The organism is Nostoc sp. UHCC 0251, from assembly GCF_034932245.1.
GTDB lineage: Bacteria > Cyanobacteriota > Cyanobacteriia > Cyanobacteriales > Nostocaceae > Nostoc.
The window spans coordinates 29,978-48,310 of sequence record NZ_JAYGHD010000301.1 but is presented as its reverse complement, the minus strand read 5'-3'; the positions used below and the strand labels follow the sequence as shown (position 1 = coordinate 48,310).

Sequence of the window (18,333 nt, the reverse complement as noted above, 5' to 3'; positions counted from 1 at the left end):
CTTTAACCTTTACCCTTTTTCCCCTCTTGCAAAAAGCACTTTTGCAAGAGGTCTATTGTTCAAATGGGTGATTGGCGGCTGCAAGGAAGCGAAACCTTTGATGATGAGCTTGGGAACACTCTTGAAGGAGCAAGAAAACGGCAGATGCAGATTTGGGCTGCTTTAGCAATCAGTAAAGTCAACATAACCCAACAAATCGTGTTTCGTGGTGGTGAACTTGCCCAAATGGGTTTTAAAGATTACGATGCGTTGCATATTGCTTGTGCAGAAGCTAGCAATGCCGATGTTTTGCTCACAACTGATGACAGAATGTTACGTTTGGCTGCAAGGTACAAAGACTTGCTACAAGTGAAAGTAGAGAACCCGCTTCAGTGGCTCAGAGAGGTTGCAAATGATAGATGTGAGTAAGTTGACTCAGACTGAAATTCAGCAATTAGGCATAGATACGCTGAGTTTAGCTCTTGGCCCGGCAGGAATGGGGCTATTTATGCATCAATTCGATTTAGGAAACGGTGATTACACGCGAGATAGGGATGAAATATTGGGAAACCCTACTATTGAGCAAATAGTTGCCCGAATCAAAGAAAGGCGGATCTCGCAGGTTGAAAGTTCAAATGTTCTACCCAAAGTTACAAATATGAAAATGCTAGATGTAACTAAACTTACTCAAGCTGAGATTAGGCAACTAGGAATAGAAGCGCTAACTAAAACCCTTGGTCATGCTGGCATGGCGCGATTTATGCAGCAATTTGAAATAGGTAGTGGAGATTACACAGAAGACAAGGATCAAATCTTGGGAAATCCCACTATTGATGAAATCTTTGCTCGCATTGAGGAGCGACGAAAACAGCAGGAAAAGGGCGAAAAATAGAAAAGTTTTATGTGGTAGCGATCGCTTAGACTTGATAATCTAGATAATCGCTACGTTATCCTACCTTATGATCTGTTCCAAATCTTGATGAAGGCAATCACTCCATGTCCGCAAGCATTCATCATCACCCCATTTACCGTACCACCGATCGCAGACCCGATAAAAGGCATCATTGTTGCTACGTTGACTAAAGTTTTCTCGCCTGCTTTGGAGATTAACTTAATTTCCAAAGCTTTGTTTATCTCAGCAAAAGTTTTACCAGGAATGGACATTAAAGTTTTTTGAATAGCTTGTGATCCTACTTGTTGATAATCGATTCAAAATCCATACAATTTTTACCTGATTAACAGAGAAGACCTAGAGATTTCTAGCTTTAGTATTCCCCGTGGCAAAACTTAATATTTCGTATTGTTTAAAGCTTTGATGAAGTGGTGTAAATAATGCTCATGACTAAAAGCAGCTTTATATAAAGCCAGTTTCAATTTCCGAAACCAACCTGACAAAAGTTGTAGAAAAAGGTTAGGTTAACTGTTAATCACAAGCCGCACCCCAGCAGCGATGGTAAAAGAATTAGCAATTTGCACCCGTGGACTAACCAAGCAATTTGATCGGCACGTTGCTGTCAATGACGTTGATTTAGAAATCCAGGCGGGGGAAGTATATGGACTGATTGGGCCCAATGGCGCGGGTAAAACAACTCTCATCCGAATGTTGGCAACTGCTGAGGAACCAACTACGGGTGAGATTTATATTAATGGCGATCGCCTACTCCGTGACAAGAGTAATCCCAAACTTAAGCGTCGTCTTGGCTACTTACCCGATGACTACCCACTGTATGAGGATTTGACAGTCTGGGATTACCTAGATTATTTTGCGCGTCTTTATCGTTTACGAGAACCACGCCGAACTCAACGCTTACATGAAGTTTTAGAACTAATCCAACTTGGTAATAAACGCAATAGTCGCATTTCTACCCTGTCGCGGGGAATGAAACAGCGCTTAAGTTTAGCGCGAACCATTATCCACGAACCGATTTTACTACTCCTAGATGAACCTGTTTCTGGGCTTGATCCTATTGCTAGGATGCACTTTCGTGAAATCATTAAGGCTTTACAAGAAGCTGGGATGACTGTAATCATTTCTTCCCACGTTCTGAGTGATTTAGCTGAACTGTGTAGTTCTGTGGGAATTATGGAACTTGGCTTTTTAGTAGAAAGTACCTCTTTACAGCAACTTTATCAACGTCTTGCCCATCAGCAAATTGTGATATCAACTCTGGGGAACCTAGAAGCGCTGTTAAGGGAATTAAAACATCATCATTTAGTAGAAGAGTGGGAGGTAATACCAGGAAAAAACAGCGTGCGGGTGAATTTTTCGGGCAAAGATGAAGATAGTGCTGAGTTGTTGCGATCGCTCATTAAAGCAGGCATACCTCTGACTGATTTTCACTGCACACAAGAAGACTTAGAAAGTATTTTCTTAAAATTAGGTCACAAACAAGCATCTTAATTCGTCAATAAATATCACTACCCATTTTTAGAGAATTGTTTCTTATGATGGTCAATTTAGTAGACAAAATCGGCGATTGGAATCCGCAACTATTCCGCGAACTCAAAGGACGGCTGAAATTTTTTAATGTCGCGATCGCAGTTGCTACATCTCTACTTATACAAATGGTAGTTTTTTTATATCAGTTACGCGAGTTTCCTAATGATGAATACTCGCTAACTGCTCCATACTGTCGTTTGCGTCAATTATATGAACTGCGACAAAACCAGGTTTACCAGCAATCAAATCAATCTCAGATTGATGATTTTAATCATTTCCTCTCAAAGAATTTTTGTCCTGCAAATGAAATTGATTGGCAGCTGTGGTGGCGAGATCACTGGGAATATATATTCCTCTCTTTGAGTGTAATTTTTGTATTTTCCCTCTTAGTTGCAGGAACTTATTTGCTCATCAATGATTTAGCTAAAGAAGAAACTCGCGGCACCCTGAATTTTATCCGTCTTAGTCCTCAATCAGAAACAAGTATATTGACTGGCAAGTTGCTAGGGGTTCCGAGTTTAATTTATCTCGTTGTTTTAGCAGCAATTCCTTTACACTTGTGGGCTGGAAATTCTGCCGAAATTGCCTTTAGTTACATTTTGACCTACTACGCAATACTTGCTGCCAGCTGTATTTTATTTTATAGTGCTGCACTACTATTTGGCTTAATTAGTCGTTGGTTCAGCGGTTTTCAGCCTTGGTTAGGTAGTGGCGCAGTTTTGCTTTTCTTGTTCACAACGATATTGATGGCATCGTCTTATAACAACGGTTTAAATAATTCAACTGCTTGGTTAAGAATTTTCGCTCCTTGGGATACAGTAAATTATCTGTTTCCTAACTTGTTACATGTCTCTAATGGTTCTCCCATGAAAAACTTGGAGTTTTTCTATTTCCCATTAGGAAAAAATATTGTTAGTGTTGTTGGCTTCTATCTATTGAACTTGGGATTGTGCAGTTACGGAATTTTGCAAGCCCTTAAACGTTGCTTCCGTAATCCTCAAACCTCAATAATCAGCAAAAAACAAAGTTATTTACTAGTAGCATTTTGCCAGTTGATGTTCTGGGGATTTGCTCTACAACTTGGTAAAAATAATGACAGATGGGTTGAACAGGTTGGAGAAAATTACATTTTGCTGGCACTGTACAACTTGGTGTTGATTTTAAGTTTAATTGCAGTGCTTTCCCCTCACCGTCAAGATATACAAGATTGGGCAAGATATCGACATCAGGAAGTTTCTAGCCACAAGAGTGTTTGGCGGGATCTAATTGTGGCTGAAAAAAGTCCTGCACTTGTGGCGATCGCTATTAATTTGGCAATTGTTACTATCCCCTGGCTAGTTTGGATTTCATTTACATCTGTTGTTCATGCGAACAATGGCCAAAATGATATTTACAGGTTGAAAGTAATTTTAGCTATAGCTTTGTCTATTAGCTTAATGATGATTTACGCTACCATCGCTCAATTGATACTTTTGCTGAAAACTCCTAATCGTTCTTTCTGGGCAATTGGGACTTTAGGTACAGTAAGCTTCCTACCACCGATGATTCTAGAATTTATTGGTATCTCGTCATGGAAACATCCTACTGTCTGGTTATTCTCAACTTTTCCTTGGGCAGCGATACAACACTCTGGAGCGACAACAATTTTTATGGCACTCCTCGCTGAGTTGAGTGTTCTAGCGTTGTTAAACTTCCAGTTGACAAGGCAGGTGAGATTAGCAGGCGAATCCGCTACAAAAGCATTATTGGCAGGACGTTAGGTAAGTAGTTATCGATAAAATTATAACCCCGACTTCTCAAAGAAATCGGGGTTCTTGTTTTTCATGAATGGTTTAAGACTGCTATATTATCTATTATTTGCCTACATCGGCTGCTAAATTTTTAATTGATGTAAGTATCACAACAATTTGATAGTCATGTTAAATATTTCTACTCAAGACCTACGTTACACAGCCATGCAGTTTTTAGAGCAAAGTCCCCCACAGCGTCTACAAATTCTTAAGCAAATGGGCATCGCTCGTTATGAGTTTTTAACCAAAATGCAACTAAATGAAGCAAATATAATCTGTATCATGCGGTTTTTTGAATATCCCAATCAGGCAAAGTTTCCTAATCTTATTGGAGCAGATTTATCTGGTTTAATTTTAGATGGTGTAAACTTCATTCGAGGAAATTTGTCAGGAGCAAATCTACAAGGTAGTAGTTTAGTCAATGCAGACCTCTTATTTGCAAACTTTACGAAAGCTGATTTGAGAAATGCAGATTTACGAGGTGCAACTTTGAATGAGACTATTTGGTTAGAGACTTTAGTAGATAACTGTCATCTTGGCCTAGGTACTGGTTTAACTCAGCTGCAACATCAAGATTTAGAACTACGTGGAGCTAGATTTAATTCTTGAGAAGATGGTAATTAAAACACACAAAATTATAAGATTATTAAATTGAGATTGACCTGGATAAATTAATGAGTATTAAGTTGCCCCAAAAATTGATGTTGCTGGGTTCAGGAGAACTAGGTAAAGAATTTGCGATCGCTGCTCAACGTCTTGGTAATTATGTGATTGCCGTTGACCGCTACGCCAATGCTCCAGCAATGCAAGTTGCTGATGCTTATGAAGTTATTTCTATGCTCAGTGCTGATGATTTAGAAGCTGTAGTGAGAAAACACCAGCCAGATGTTATTATACCAGAAATTGAAGCAATTAGAACAGAAAAACTTTTAGAATTTGAGCAGCGAGGGATTACAGTTATACCGACTGCGGCTGCCACTAACTATACAATGAACCGCGATAGAATTCGGGAACTGGCACATCAAGAATTGGGCATCAGAACAGCTAAATATGGTTATGCAACAACTTTAGAAGAATTGATTGCAGTTTCGGATAAAATTGGCTTTCCCAATGTTGTTAAGCCTGTGATGTCATCATCTGGAAAAGGTCAATCTGTAGTGCAGGATCAGACTGAAGTTGAGAAGGCTTGGAATTATGCGATCGCTAATTCTAGAGGAGACAGTCAAAAAGTCATTGTAGAAGAATTTATTAATTTTGAAATTGAGATAACTTTACTGACTATTAAACAGTGGAATGCACCCACTATTTTCTGTTCTCCTATTGGTCATCGCCAAGAACGAGGCGATTATCAAGAATCGTGGCAACCCGCAGAAATTTCTGACGACAAGATATTAAAAGCTCAAGAAATAGCCATAAAAGTTACTGATGCGTTAGGAGGATCTGGAATTTTTGGTGTTGAATTTTTCATTACAAAAGATGAAGTGATTTTCTCCGAACTTTCTCCCAGACCTCACGACACGGGAATGGTGACATTAATCTCACAAAATCTCAATGAATTTGAACTACATTTAAGAGCTATTTTAGGCTTGCCAATTCCTCATATAGAACAGCTAGGAGCATCAGCAAGTGCCGTAATTTTAGCTTCCGAAAAATCTGATTCTATTGCTTTTAGTGGTGTAGCCGATGCTTTGTCAGAAAAAGATGTAGATATTAAATTATTCGGTAAACCTAATGCTCATCCATATCGGCGAATGGGAGTAGCTTTAGCGAAAGGTATTAATGTCCAAGAGGCTAGGGAAAAAGCTACGAAAGCTGCAAGTAAAATTAAAATCATCTAGCTCTGTTAACTAAGTTGACTTACATTTTGTACCAGAACACCGAACGACTAGAAGTCGCGGCTATATAAGCGAAGTCTACCTAATCTCTTTTGTGTAATTGACCATGTGATCATGTGTCCATGTCAATTTCCTATGTTGGCATCAATCAGAACCGAGAGCGCACTTTGAGCAAATGTTGCTCCGTTCGGTGACTGTTCGATTGTTGCCATTAAGCTGGCTCCTCCAATCAGCAGAAGGTACTGTTGCGAAAAGAATTCTGGATTTTTAACGCCTGCATCAGCCGCCAAACGTACAATAATTTGTCGAATTGACTCACGTAGGTCTACCGAAACCTGATGTGCTTTATGAGAGACATCGGCAATTTCCAAAACAGCATTGATGAACGGACAACCCCGAAAATTGGGACTTGAGTACCACTCACGCAACACATCAAATGTTCCTAATAAGCGTTCTTTGGGTGTCATGCCTCGCTCTGAAACTGCATCCTCAAACCAGCATAACCACTGGATAGCACGATATTTCATCACTTCCTCGATTAATAAGTCTTTGGAAGGAAACCAACGGTAAAGCGTCCGTTTAGCAACACCTGAAGCTGCAATGACTTCATTAATACCGACATGCTGAATGCCCTTCTGGTAGAAGAGTTCAGAAGCCGTTTCCAGGATTTGTTGCCGAGCGTGACTTGATTCAGTAGTCATAGTTAAATGAGTAGACAAGCTTGTCTCCTTTGAAATACAATAGCACCAACTTTTAGTAGACAACCTTGTCTACTTTATTTGTACATTTGAGGCAACAACTAATGGAATTTACCATTCACACGATTGATACCGCGCCTGAAGACTCTAAAGCAGCATTAGTTCACGCACAACAAACGTTTGGGTTTATTCCAAATTTAGAGGGAGTTTTCGCCCAAGCACCTGCGTTGCTCAAAGGTTCGATGACACTATGGGATTTGTTTACTACGACAAGTTTCAGCCCAATTGAACAGCAAATCATTTATTTGACTGTGAATTATGAACATGAGTGCCACTACTGCATGGCAGCCCACTCCGGCTTGGCAAAGATGATTGGTATGAAGAGTGAAGATATTCAAGCGCTACGTGATAATACACCACTCAAAGAGCCAAAATTGCAAGCACTACGCCGTTTTACGCAACGAATGATTCAAGCACGGGGTTGGGTTGAAGATGCTGAAATTCAGGAATTTTTAGCAGTTGGTTATGATAAGCAGCAAGTACTAGAAGTCATTCTGGGCATAGCAATTAAAGTGATGCACAACTACACAAACCACATTGCTAAAACGCCTCTTGATAAACCATTTCAGCCATACATTTGGTCAAAGCCTGGAATCGAGAGCGTCAATAGCATTTGACGGAACTCTAAATGGTTACTTCACAATCCTAAATCTACGGCAATGCGATGGGCGCAAGCAAACCCAGAAAAAGCGACTGCATTCAATCCTTGACCCGGAAAGGTACTATCGCCTACACAATAAAGTCCTGGAATAGCTGTGCGATTAAAGGGCATACTTAATAACCCCCGCAACTTGCGCCGGGGAATTGGCCCATAAGTGCCATCCTGACGACCCAAAAAGCGGCGATGGGTGCGGGGTGTCCCCACTTCTAAATAATCCAATCCAGCATCTAAACCGGGAAAAAGCTTCTCTAGGCGGTCAATAATTCGCCAAGCCGCATCTTCTTTCTTCGCTTCGTACTCACTCGGAGAAAGTTTTTGCCAATCATCAATCCAATGAGGCGTAAAGGCATGAATGATGTGATATCCACTTGGTGCTAAATCTGGGTCAAGCAATGTGGGAATCGATACAAAAACTGTGCCTTCTGCTGCTGTCATCTTTTCCCAATCTTCTAGCAAAATATGGTGGCACTCTGTCCCAGCAGGTAACACTGAGTCTTTTACCCCTATATGCAAACTCAAGAAGCTGGGAGATTTTTGATAATTTTGTTGCCACCTTTTCTCATTATGTGGCATTTCTTCTGCTGGTAGTAATTGTTCAAATGTATCCCAGCGTGTGGCGTTAGAAACTATGCGTTTAGCCCGATATACTTCACCATTTGCCAGTTGCACACCTACCGCTTTTCCCTGTTCTATGAGAATTTTTGTGACTCTAGCTTGGTACTGAATCTTACCTCCAGCCTTCTCTAGACCTTCCACCAGTTTTTGGGCAATTTGTCCCACTCCGCCTTTAGGATAGTTCACTCCGCCATAATGCCTGTCAGAAAAGACCATCCCAGCATTGATCATTGGTGTCATGTCAGCGGTCACAACCGACCAGCAATAACATTCCATATCGATAAATTTCAATAATTGCGGGTCTTTGATGTAGCGTCTTGCAAAATCCCCCGCATTTTGAGGCAGATACTTAACTAAACCGAGACACGCTAAAGGATTTTGGAAAAATACCCGCAGTAGATACCGAGGTTCTTCCAGTGACAACAAATCCATGCTGTTGAGACACTTGAATACTTTTTGGCATTCGTCATAAAAGCGGCGAATCCCCTGTTCTTCATGGGGAAAATAAGCAGTAAGATTTTGCAAAAATTTTTCATAAACCCGGTCAACCTTCAAGTTTAAACCTTGGGGTAGATGATAGTGAATCTGCACCGGATCTGCGATCGCTTCTTGGCTAACATTCACAGCTGACAAAGCACGGGTGAGTAAGTTAGTAGTGCCGTTCTGTCCCAGCCCAAAAATCATTGATGCACCAACATCGAATCGATAGCCTTGGCGTTCAAAATAACCAGCGCTACCACCTGGAATCAAATAACGTTCCAGTACCAGCACTTTCGCTCCCTTCGCTGCTAACTGAGCTGCTGTTACTAATCCGCCAATCCCAGACCCAATTACGATCGCATCAATATCTTGCATTTTAGTCATTAGTCATTAGTCATTAGTTATTCTCCCCCATGCCCAATGCCCAATAAAAAAAAGAGGGACGAGCCTGCTGCTAGCTGGCTAATCCCGTCTGCCGATCCTTAAAAGAGAGGAGAACACTGTATTACAATATAGCCTTGATTGAGAATTTATGTCAACTATTAATGAAAACCTTTATCAATAAAATTGAGAGTGTTAATTATCAGCTGTCAGCCGGATGCAGGAAAGAGTATTATGGTGTTTCAGTTCTTATACAATAGAAAAGCCCCTATTTCTGGCTATGACGCTACAATTGCGCGTTTATGTTCCACCCCATCCCCTGATAAAACACTGGCTGGCAGTTGCCCGTGATGCAGGCACACCTTCTGTATTATTTCGCAGTGCCATGACTGAGTTGGGAAGATGGCTGACTTATGAAGCTGCGCGAGACTGGTTGCCGACACAAGAAACAGAAGTGCAGAGTCCCTTGGATACCTGTCCGGCAACCGTGATTGATCCACAGATCCCAGTAGCAGTAGTGCCGATTCTGCGGGCTGGGCTAGGATTACTAGAGGGAGCGCAGACTTTACTGCCTTTAGCATCGATTTACCATCTGGGTTTGGCGCGAGACGAAGAGACACTGCAACCTCATTGTTATCTAAACAAGTTACCAGAAAAATTTGACCCCCAAACACGAGTGTTAATTACCGATCCAATGTTGGCAACAGGAGGGTCGATCATGGCGGCAATGGCAGAATTGACACAACGGGGTGCTGATCCAGCCCTGACCCGAATCGTTTGCGTAGTAGCGGCTCCAGCAGCTTTACAAAAACTGAGTGCAGCTTATCCAGGTTTAATAATTTACACCGCTACTATTGACGAAAAACTTAACAGCAAGGGATATATTGTACCGGGATTGGGAGATGCAGGCGATCGCATCTTTGGGACTTAAGCTAGTATGCAGCTAGGGCAGGAAAATAGCATAACTACTGTAAAAGTTGCAAGGTTTGTTGAAGGCGGTAAAGATATGAGTCAACGAGATGGATTTGCCAGTGGTTTTTTAGCAGGGGCATTTGTTGGTGGCGTATTTGGCGGTGTTATAGGAGCAGTCATTGCTTCTCGGCGCGATCCAGAATTGCTAGCCGAGGAGGAAACAGAACTGACAGATAGCCAAGTCGAAGCGAAGAAAATAGCAGCAAAGCGGCGTCAGATGAAAGCCTCAGAAAGTGAGAGCAACGGTATAGAAACGGCTAGGCGATCGCTAGAAGATAAAATTGCCCAGCTAAACGCCACAATTGATGAAGTGCGAAAGCAACTGGGAAACGTTAATGGCGGTTCACCCCAAGCAACTAATGATCGTTCCCTCCCTAAAGACTCCTGAAGTTTGTTCAGGCGTGGTGAAAGTGTCAAGTGTGGTAAGTGCGAAATTCGCAAACGCCATGACATGGACTAAATTAAAATTATAAAGATAAGACCGCGTTTGACACTTAGTAGTAGGAAAAGCTATCCATGAGTTTACTGATTACGACACTAATTACCTTTGTCACCTTTTATAGCTATTTGCTAATTATCCGGGTTTTGTTGACCTGGTTTCCGCAAATCGACTGGTATAATCAGCCATTTGCTGCTTTAGCCCAGATAACCGACCCTTATTTGAATCTATTCCGCTCAATTATTCCCCCATTAGGCGGTATGGATTTTTCTCCAATCTTAGCTTTCTTCGCGCTCAACTTAGCTGGTGGCTTTCTGAGAGCTATTCCTTTTTAACTAGTCTGCCATCTATTGGTACAGGGATTTTGATTAGTACCCCAATAAAAACTTTTGTAGAGACGCCAATTGTAAAAGCGTCTCTACAATTTTTATTGGGAGGAATTGAACTATCGCATCAGAAAATCGAGTAAACGCCTCATCACTACTACCGTGTGACCAAAAATCTTGATGGCGGTTGGGTTCCAAGCTCTAACCAGAAAATCATAACTCTACTCAATTACCGCCCTCAACGTTTGTTTGATCGGCAACGATAAGCGTTTTTGGGAGCCGCAAAGTGCAACTTCAGGGTATTATTTGGTTTGCCCATATTGTTAGAGAATAAAACTGATCGCCTTCAGCATAGCTTCACTTAACTACATCAACTTAAACTAGAGGCAGCAATTGTATTCGCAGGCTTAACTTGAGGTGTAGCAACCATCCGCATTCCGGTGGGTGTGGCTATAGTTAACCCACGGCGCACAGGATGCACAGGACGCTTGTTTACTAACGATACTTGAAAGTCAAATAGAACAGTAGCCAAGACGATTTTCATTTCATACTGGGCAAATGCCATCCCAATACAGCGACGATTACCACCACCAAAGGGTAGATATTCATAGGGAGAATATTGTCTTTCTAAGAAGCGTTCTGGTTTGAACTGTTTAGATTGTGGGTAAACTTCTTGCCGATGATGCGCCAAATAAATACTGGGAACTATTGCCGTTCCCTCTGGCAGTTCGTAGCCCATAATTTCAATTGGGGTTTTCACAATCCGCACGAAAGCAGTCATGGCAATTGGATAAATTCGCAATGTTTCTTGGCACACTGCTGTTAAATAGGGCAATTTCGCCACACTACTCAAATTGGGGTTAACTCCAATGGTATTGAGTTCTTGTAGTAACTTCTCACGCACTTCTGGTAAATGGTCAATCCAGTAAAAAGCCCATGTCAATGCAGAAGCGGTAGTTTCATGTCCCGCAACTAGCAGCGTCATCAACTCATCGTGTAATTCTTCATCTGACATCCCTTGACCATCGTCGTAACGAGCAGCCATCATCAAACTCAGGATATCTTGGCGATTTTGATCGGATTGTGCCCGACGTTCTCGAAGCAAAGCATAAATAAGTTGATCAATTTTTTGCCGTTGTTGCAAAATCCAACCCCAGGGACTCCACGCACCGAAATCTTTTTGCATGAATCTGAGAAAGAAGGCGCTAGACATTACAGGTGAACTGATGAAGTCTAGTAAGTCACTTAGCGATCGCCTTAGTTCTTCAAAAAGCTGTCCTTCATTTAAACCAAATACAACCCGGAGGATAACACGCAAGGTTATTTCTTGCATCGACTCTCGGATCTTGAAAGGCTTGCCAATTTGCCATTCATTACTCACTTGCCGGGTTATTTCCTGGATATCCTGACCATAAGCTAGCATCCTTTGGCCATGAAAGGGAGGAGTTAATAGTTGCCGTTGGCGCTGGTGGCGATCGCCATCCGCTAACATCAAGGAGCGATCGCCAAGCAAAAATCCTAGTCCTGCGTTTCCCCTGCCAGCCTCAAAATGGCTGGAATCAGAAGTAAAAATCTGCTCAAGCGCTTGGGGTTGACTAAAGTACACAACATGCTTATCAGAGCGAGTACTTCTGATAGTAAAGGTGTCACCATAGATTTTGGCAAAATCATCCATATATTTCAGTGGTTGACCAATAAACTTGATCATCCTCAGCCAGCGCGGCATTTGAGGCCCATCAGGCAAATTGTAAGTTGCTGTCATCGGAGTTTGGGGAATTGATGGCTTCTAAATTTTATTGTTACGAGTTTTCATGTTTTTGAGGGTCACATAAAGCGGTATATTCATCATGGGGGAGTTAAGAAAGGGAAAGTAGGGAGTAGAGAGTGGAAGAAAAGAATAATAATTAATAACTTCTAATAACTAACTCAGTACTCAACACTCTTTCAAGTCAAGTCAATCATGGGAAAAACCCACAACCAAAAATGAAAAAGATTTCTTCCCTATTCCCCACCTCCCACTCCCCACTCCCTTTTCCTAGCTAAAGCAGTGCCAAAAATCATCGCTATTCTCAACGGTAAAGGAGGAGTCGGTAAAACGACTACCGCAGTCAATCTGGCTGCAAACTTTGCGAAGAAAAAAAAGGTATTGCTGATTGACGCAGATATTCAAGGTTCTGCCAGTTGGTGGTTTGGGCGTAGTCAGCAGGGAATGGGATTTGATTTATCTCAAGAAACAGATCCCACACTTTTAGGTGATTTAGGAAAGATAACAGGTTACGATTTAATAGTGGTAGATACGCCTCCCGCGCTGCGCTCTGAAGCATTAGTGGCGGTAGTTGCGATCGCAGATTATCTAGTTTTGCCGACACCCCCAGCCGCAATGGATTTAGCTATCCTGGTGGAAACAGTCAAGGAAGCCGTCATCCCCGTGGGAACCCCCCATCGGGTACTGCTTACCAAAGTCGATACACGCAGTATCGGGGAAGCACTAGAAGCAAAAAACACACTCACTCGATTAGGTATTCCTGCTTGTAATACCTTTATCCGTGCCTATAAGGCTCATGAGCGAGCAGCACTTGAGGGTGTAGCGATTAGTCAATGGCGAGGAAGTAATGCACGGGAGGCGGAGTTAGACTACCGCCGTGCAGCTGATGAATTACAGCGTGATTGGAGAAAATAATGCCTAAGAAACAAAGCCTCTCTGACTTACTACAAGAAGAGGCGCAAAAATTTACACCCCCAGAAGGTGAATCTGCGATCGAAGTTACAGCAGAAGAAATCGCCGAAGAACAGTCTAAATCTGATGAGGAATCCTCAGAACAAACACCTGAGCCAAGTTCTACTAAGCGCACAAGCCCAACTAAGGCTGATTTAGAAGCAACTGTTAAAGAGTTGACAACTAATTTAGAAGAAAGCCATAAAAAGGAAGCATCTTTAGAGCAGGAAATTGCTGATTTGAAATCAAAATTATCTAAACAACAAACATTAGCATCGGAGCAAAAATCATTAGTACAACAAGCAACAAAAGAACTTGACGAAACAAAAAAAACAGCACTGCAACTAGCAGAAGCAAATTCCCGGCTTATAGAAGAAATTAATGCTTTAAAACAAACAGCAGAAGATAATTCTAAACTTGCTGTAGCTGTAAAAGAAACTAGTGCTATAAAACCCGTAAAAGAACACTACAATCCACTGAACTACAAAAAATCACATCGGTCATCAGAAAAACTAGCTCAAAATCAACCACAAAATCAACCACAAAATTACCCAGATGAGTATTCTGATAGTTCTAATGAGATGTGGTTACTTGACTAGTACAGGTTGGCGCAAATCCAGCTACGATTAAGCAGGCAAGGGGCTTAAGCCCCTTGTTAAAGATAGACGAACTTCCGACACAGTGTACTAGAGTCATCGAAAGTCTAAAATATGCTGCGCGGTAATTTTTGGTTGTTCCAAGTGTGGGAGATGGCCACAATCTTGAATCCAGACAAGCGTACTGTGTGGAATTGCTCTTTTAAATCTCATAGCATCTTTAGTACCCAAAATTTTATCAGAATCGCCCCATAAGATTAGCGTCTGTTGCATAATTTGTGATATTTTTTTAAATCTAAAAGCACTGTAACCACCACTTTTAGTGAAAGTAATCAAAGCTTGGTGCCAACTCGGCATTTGTAGATGTAATGCGCCACAACATAGTGCATCAGCAGAGGCAAGACTTTGATTTTTATATCCAATGCGGGAAACGCGATCGCGTACTTTCAGATTACTCAAAAATTGAGTTGCTAAATAATCCAACGGGGGAAACATTAATTTACTTAATGGAGAACCGCCCGCCAACCCTGCACTGTCAATTAACACCAGTTTTTTTACCACTTCCGGGTAAGTCAGCGTAAAATCAATTGCAGTAGCACCCCCCATCGAAGCGCCCACTAAAATCACAGGTTGGTTAATCAAACTTTTCCAGAAATAATAAAGATGGGTTTTAATCGCACTTGGGCTATAAGCAATTCCTGAGAGTCTATCTGTAAACCCAAAACCCAACAAATCCACTGCCCAAGTTTCATTATCTCCAGAGAGTAGTGGCAAAAGCCGCCGAAATTCCAATACAGAGCTATCAAAGCCGTGAATTAATAAAATAGGAGTTCCACCACTCCCTTGCTTGACATAGGTTGTGGTAACTGGTTGATTAATTAAAGGAGTAGCGATCGCAGTTGTTTGAATACTCCGAGCTAGTGCGATCGAGGCAGATTCTGTTAGTTGCCCAACTGCTTTAGGAAGAAAATTTGGAAACATAAATTTCAGTTTATCGTACTAGCTTCCTTCTACACATCGCTGATTTTGTAAACAACAAAATTACACAAACTAACACGCTGAGGTATTATTTGTAAATATATAAAACAGAGACTAGCGGCTATCAAAACATTCTAACTCCCCACTCCCCACTCCCCATTCCCCACTCCCCAATAATTACGGCATCAAAGAAAGTTTTCCAAAATGTCAAAATTGGGACTAAAGCCACGTACAATTAATATCGCCTATCCCTTAATCCAGGAGCTAATGCCATGCCAATGGCCGTTGGCGTAATTGAAACTTTAGGTTTTCCTAGTGTTTTAGCAGCAGCAGATGCAATGGTCAAAGCTGCCGCAGTCACAATTGTGTATTATGGTCAAGCGGAAAGCGCTCGCTTGTTAGTCGCTGTCCGAGGACATGTTTCTGAAGTAAATCGAGCTGTTGAAGCCGGAATCGTAGCTGGAGAACAAGTAAAGGTTGGTACAGTAATCACCCATTACATTGTTCCCAATCCTCCGGAAAATGTGGAAACCATATTACCAATCCATTTCACTGAAGAATCAGAACCTTTCCGCATGTTCTAAGCAATTTTGCTGTCAAAATCTGTAGCGAAGCTTCGTACAATTAATTTGTAGCCACCACGTTTATTCATACAGGAGATTAATAATGTCATTACAGGCAGTTGGAGCACTTGAAACGAAAGGTTTCCCTGCGGTGCTAGCAGCAGCAGATGCTATGGTAAAAGCTGGTCGAGTCACCCTCGTTGGTTATATCAGAGTAGGTAGCGCTCGCTTTACAGTTAATATTCGTGGCGATGTTTCTGAAGTAAAAGCCGCTATGGCTGCTGGCGTTGAAGCCGCAGAAAATGTTTATGGCGGTACATTAGAATCCTGGGTGATTATTCCTCGTCCCCATGAAAACGTTGAAGCTGTTTTACCAATTGCTTACACAGAACAAGTCCAAGGGTATCGAGAATCTGTAGAAAATCCCATTGTGAGATCAAATAGTCGATAGATTCAACCTGCTGCGGGGGAATTCAAAACAAAAAATTACCATAAATGAATTTAAAGAAAAGTTTCTTGTCAGACTTCTGACTATCAAAACTTTAGACGATTGCAAACTTTTCTGTTTTTAAATTTTGCAGAAGTTGAATTTTGAAGCAGAGGGAAAGCAACAGTCAAAGTCAATAGTCAAAATCAATATTGACTGTTGACTATTCATTTTTGGGAATCTAAAAGTTGTAAGAAGAACTTGTCAATATTTAGATGCACAGTTGTGGGTGAAGCTCGTTTAAAAGGTGTAAATTTACCTATTAATTCCTACTATTGAGAATAGCGCGATCGCCATGTGGCATACTGGGTCTGATTTCACGTTATGGCGATAGTATTTATCCAAAAATTTATTTAAAGTTTATATCACCGCTTACCAAACATCCTCTTAAACACCAGGTTACGTATATACACTTAATTGAGTAAAATTATATTACGAATTTTAACTTAATATGTTTCTGAGGGTTTCCACACACTTACTTTATTCTGGGGAACCAGTCCACGCTAGGGCTGCCACATGAGCGACTGGCGTGGGTTTGGGGGAGCTTCCAAAGTGATAATATCACTAACAACAAGTGTGTTGAAATTTAACTAAGTATTTTTCTACGTAAGGGCTTGTAGATTCTTAAAACTTATATAAGTGAAATTACGCCTGACACTGAGTTAAATTAGATTCATTCCTCGGCTAGGTTACAAAATGTTCAGATTTCCTCAACCCACCTTGTGCAAAGGTATGTCCCCACTACCGTAGGCAGATTTCTATTCTCAGTTACAAAATATAACTTTACAAAAACGGTAAATTACAAAATAGCCCCAAAAGCCTCATATGTATGGTTTTTAGGCATTTAAAAACTGTAAGTAAAGCATCAATATAGAAATTTCTGCATAATTCTAGTGAATTCAAACGTAATAAAAGTGGAATCACTGAGCTATTTTCATGAGACTCATGAAATCCGGGAAGTTGCCAGTTAAACAATTAGGTGGGACGAATGGGGGTTGTGATGCAAACTTCAAAATTGAGTTTCGAGGAACGCAATCTCATTATGACAATAGATGTGGAACAACTGGCTCTAGATTGGCAAAAGCGCTTGGCTGCGGAATACCCAGACCAAAATGAAGCTGCTAGGCAAAGTATTATTCTCTGGCTATTTGGATCTGACTCAAAACGGTTTGATCTATTTAACCCTAAAGAACTCGATATCGCCAAGCAGGCGATGGAATATCGCTGGAGAATTTTACGTCAACGCTATTTGGGGCTAGGGCGAGAACGTGCTTATCGGAACTTGATAACCCGATTGGGGAGTTTAGTAACACTACGGAATAAAATTCAGACTTGGGTTGCCCTAAGCCGCGATCGCCAGCGCAGCGTCATGGATGTATTGCAAGAAGTACTGCAAGAATTACTGCAAACTGATGCCTACATGCAACAACAAATGGCTGATATTGCCAAATATACAACCGATAGACGATTGGGGGATGCTTTGCTATTTGCCAGTGTAGAAGAATATTGTCTACGACCAGTACGCAATCAACCTCTATTAGCTTATCGATTTGTAAATTACTTGCGTCGCACTCAGCGCGGCGGCTTAACCCAAGTGCCTGGTCGTGACTTAATTAGACTGGTGTCGGAAGAAGTTCTCACAGACGACAGTGACAATCGAGTTAACTTAGTGGATAGTCAGGCGATCGCAGAATATCAAGAAGCACAACAACTAGAAGAACAACAGTTACTACGCCAGTCAGTACAAAAAGAATTTGAACATTATTTACAAGAAAACCTGGGAGCAGACGCAGTAGAGTGGCTACGACTGTATTTGCAAGGTAAGTCCCAGGAAGAAATCGCCCACAGATTAAATAAGCAGACGAAAGAAGTATACCGTCTGCGAGAAAAAATTAGTTACCACGCTGTGCGTGTTTTTGCCCTCAAAGGTAAACCAGAACTAGTAGAAAGTTGGCTTTCAATTTCCTTGCAAGAACATAACTTGGGTTTAACCCAAAACCAATGGCAGCAACTTGATGAAAAATTGACTCCTCTGGGGCGGCAGATCCTAGATTTGCGGAGAGCGGATAACTCACTAGAAGCAATAGCCCAACAGCTAAAACTCAAAACCCATCAAGTGCTAGGCGAATGGACAAAAGTCTATCTTGCTGCCCAAGCTTTAAGAACCGAGGAGTAGCCTGTGAAGCATCTAGTACCGCAAGGCGGAAGTCAAAAGTCAAAAGTCAAAAGTCAAAAGTATTATGGAATAAGCTCTTTATGGATTTTAAATGGTTGCTCTATTTACGCCGTGGCGTATTAGTTGCTCAATCAAGGCGGT

Annotated in this window: 20 protein-coding genes; 15 read left to right on the top strand and 5 right to left on the bottom strand. The window is 41.4% G+C overall.

Features of this window, described 5'->3' with window-relative positions; translation table 11 throughout:
• Positions 1 to 63 precede the first annotated feature (63 nt).
• Positions 64 to 408, top strand: a complete 345-nt coding sequence (locus VB740_RS22855) for a PIN domain-containing protein (protein WP_323202194.1) — start codon at positions 64 to 66, stop codon at positions 406 to 408.
• Complete coding sequence (locus tag VB740_RS22850; RefSeq protein ID WP_323202193.1) at positions 392 to 871, top strand: hypothetical protein; 480 nt, start codon at positions 392 to 394, stop codon at positions 869 to 871. The genes VB740_RS22855 and VB740_RS22850 overlap by 17 nt, the downstream gene beginning before the upstream one ends.
• Positions 872 to 936: 65 nt before the next feature.
• On the opposite strand, the gene VB740_RS22845 is transcribed toward VB740_RS22850, so the two are convergent.
• Complete coding sequence (locus tag VB740_RS22845; RefSeq protein ID WP_323202192.1) at positions 937 to 1,143, bottom strand: hypothetical protein; 207 nt, start codon at positions 1,141 to 1,143, stop codon at positions 937 to 939.
• 286 nt (positions 1,144 to 1,429) lie between these two features.
• Between VB740_RS22845 and VB740_RS22840 the strand changes: the two genes are divergently transcribed.
• From VB740_RS22840 to purT, 4 genes are all read left to right on the top strand, one after another.
• Positions 1,430 to 2,380, top strand: a complete 951-nt coding sequence (locus VB740_RS22840) for an ABC transporter ATP-binding protein (RefSeq protein ID WP_323202191.1) — start codon at positions 1,430 to 1,432, stop codon at positions 2,378 to 2,380.
• A gap of 44 nt (positions 2,381 to 2,424) precedes the next feature.
• A complete protein-coding gene (locus VB740_RS22835) occupies positions 2,425 to 4,179 on the top strand; it encodes an ABC transporter permease subunit (protein WP_323202190.1) in 1,755 nt (584 codons plus the stop codon).
• 156 nt (positions 4,180 to 4,335) lie between these two features.
• Complete coding sequence (locus VB740_RS22830; protein WP_323202189.1) at positions 4,336 to 4,818, top strand: pentapeptide repeat-containing protein; 483 nt, start codon at positions 4,336 to 4,338, stop codon at positions 4,816 to 4,818.
• Between the two features lie 65 nt (positions 4,819 to 4,883).
• Positions 4,884 to 6,047 carry a formate-dependent phosphoribosylglycinamide formyltransferase gene (gene purT / locus VB740_RS22825; protein ID WP_323202188.1) on the top strand — a complete coding sequence of 388 codons (1,164 nt, stop codon included), beginning with the start codon at positions 4,884 to 4,886 and terminating at the stop codon, positions 6,045 to 6,047.
• A 122-nt stretch (positions 6,048 to 6,169) separates the two neighbouring features.
• On the opposite strand, the gene VB740_RS22820 is transcribed toward purT, so the two are convergent.
• Entirely contained in the window at positions 6,170 to 6,745 is a 576-nt protein-coding gene (locus tag VB740_RS22820) for a TetR/AcrR family transcriptional regulator (RefSeq protein WP_323202187.1), read from the bottom strand.
• A 101-nt stretch (positions 6,746 to 6,846) separates the two neighbouring features.
• Between VB740_RS22820 and VB740_RS22815 the strand changes: the two genes are divergently transcribed.
• Complete coding sequence (locus tag VB740_RS22815; RefSeq protein WP_323202186.1) at positions 6,847 to 7,419, top strand: carboxymuconolactone decarboxylase family protein; 573 nt, start codon at positions 6,847 to 6,849, stop codon at positions 7,417 to 7,419.
• A gap of 20 nt (positions 7,420 to 7,439) precedes the next feature.
• Here the strand turns inward: VB740_RS22815 and crtH are convergent, their stop codons facing one another.
• Positions 7,440 to 8,942, bottom strand: coding sequence for a carotenoid isomerase (gene crtH / locus VB740_RS22810; protein ID WP_323202185.1), 1,503 nt, complete (start codon positions 8,940 to 8,942; stop codon positions 7,440 to 7,442).
• Positions 8,943 to 9,219: 277 nt separating this feature from the next.
• On the opposite strand from crtH, the gene upp reads away from it, so the two are divergent.
• The 3 genes from upp (at position 9,220) to VB740_RS22795 (ending at position 10,685) form a co-directional block, all read left to right on the top strand.
• Positions 9,220 to 9,870 carry a uracil phosphoribosyltransferase gene (upp, locus tag VB740_RS22805; RefSeq protein WP_323202184.1) on the top strand — a complete coding sequence of 217 codons (651 nt, stop codon included), beginning with the start codon at positions 9,220 to 9,222 and terminating at the stop codon, positions 9,868 to 9,870.
• 75 nt (positions 9,871 to 9,945) lie between these two features.
• Positions 9,946 to 10,299: a hypothetical protein gene (locus VB740_RS22800; protein ID WP_323202196.1), complete on the top strand. Its 354-nt coding sequence runs from the start codon at positions 9,946 to 9,948 to the stop codon at positions 10,297 to 10,299.
• A gap of 128 nt (positions 10,300 to 10,427) precedes the next feature.
• On the top strand, positions 10,428 to 10,685 hold the full coding sequence (locus VB740_RS22795; RefSeq protein WP_323202183.1) for a YggT family protein: 258 nt from the start codon (positions 10,428 to 10,430) through the stop codon (positions 10,683 to 10,685).
• A 361-nt stretch (positions 10,686 to 11,046) separates the two neighbouring features.
• On the opposite strand, the gene VB740_RS22790 is transcribed toward VB740_RS22795, so the two are convergent.
• Positions 11,047 to 12,438, bottom strand: a complete 1,392-nt coding sequence (locus VB740_RS22790) for a cytochrome P450 (RefSeq protein WP_323202182.1) — start codon at positions 12,436 to 12,438, stop codon at positions 11,047 to 11,049.
• A gap of 285 nt (positions 12,439 to 12,723) precedes the next feature.
• On the opposite strand from VB740_RS22790, the gene VB740_RS22785 reads away from it, so the two are divergent.
• Entirely contained in the window at positions 12,724 to 13,356 is a 633-nt protein-coding gene (locus tag VB740_RS22785; RefSeq protein ID WP_323202181.1) for a ParA family protein, read from the top strand.
• Positions 13,356 to 13,991: a hypothetical protein gene (locus VB740_RS22780; RefSeq protein ID WP_323202180.1), complete on the top strand. Its 636-nt coding sequence runs from the start codon at positions 13,356 to 13,358 to the stop codon at positions 13,989 to 13,991. The genes VB740_RS22785 and VB740_RS22780 overlap by 1 nt, the downstream gene beginning before the upstream one ends.
• 93 nt (positions 13,992 to 14,084) lie before the next feature.
• On the opposite strand, the gene VB740_RS22775 is transcribed toward VB740_RS22780, so the two are convergent.
• A complete protein-coding gene (locus tag VB740_RS22775; protein WP_323202179.1) occupies positions 14,085 to 14,969 on the bottom strand; it encodes an alpha/beta hydrolase in 885 nt (294 codons plus the stop codon).
• A 269-nt stretch (positions 14,970 to 15,238) separates the two neighbouring features.
• Between VB740_RS22775 and VB740_RS22770 the strand changes: the two genes are divergently transcribed.
• The 3 genes from VB740_RS22770 (at position 15,239) to VB740_RS22760 (ending at position 18,192) form a co-directional block, all read left to right on the top strand.
• Positions 15,239 to 15,550, top strand: coding sequence for a BMC domain-containing protein (locus tag VB740_RS22770; protein WP_190917606.1), 312 nt, complete (start codon positions 15,239 to 15,241; stop codon positions 15,548 to 15,550).
• A gap of 82 nt (positions 15,551 to 15,632) precedes the next feature.
• Positions 15,633 to 15,980 (top strand): carbon dioxide-concentrating mechanism protein CcmK, encoded by a 348-nt coding sequence (locus VB740_RS22765; RefSeq protein ID WP_109011757.1) that lies wholly within the window; start codon positions 15,633 to 15,635, stop codon positions 15,978 to 15,980.
• Positions 15,981 to 17,004: 1,024 nt separating this feature from the next.
• On the top strand, positions 17,005 to 18,192 hold the full coding sequence (locus VB740_RS22760; protein WP_323202178.1) for a HetZ-related protein 2: 1,188 nt from the start codon (positions 17,005 to 17,007) through the stop codon (positions 18,190 to 18,192).
• The last annotated feature ends 141 nt before the right edge of the window (positions 18,193 to 18,333 follow it).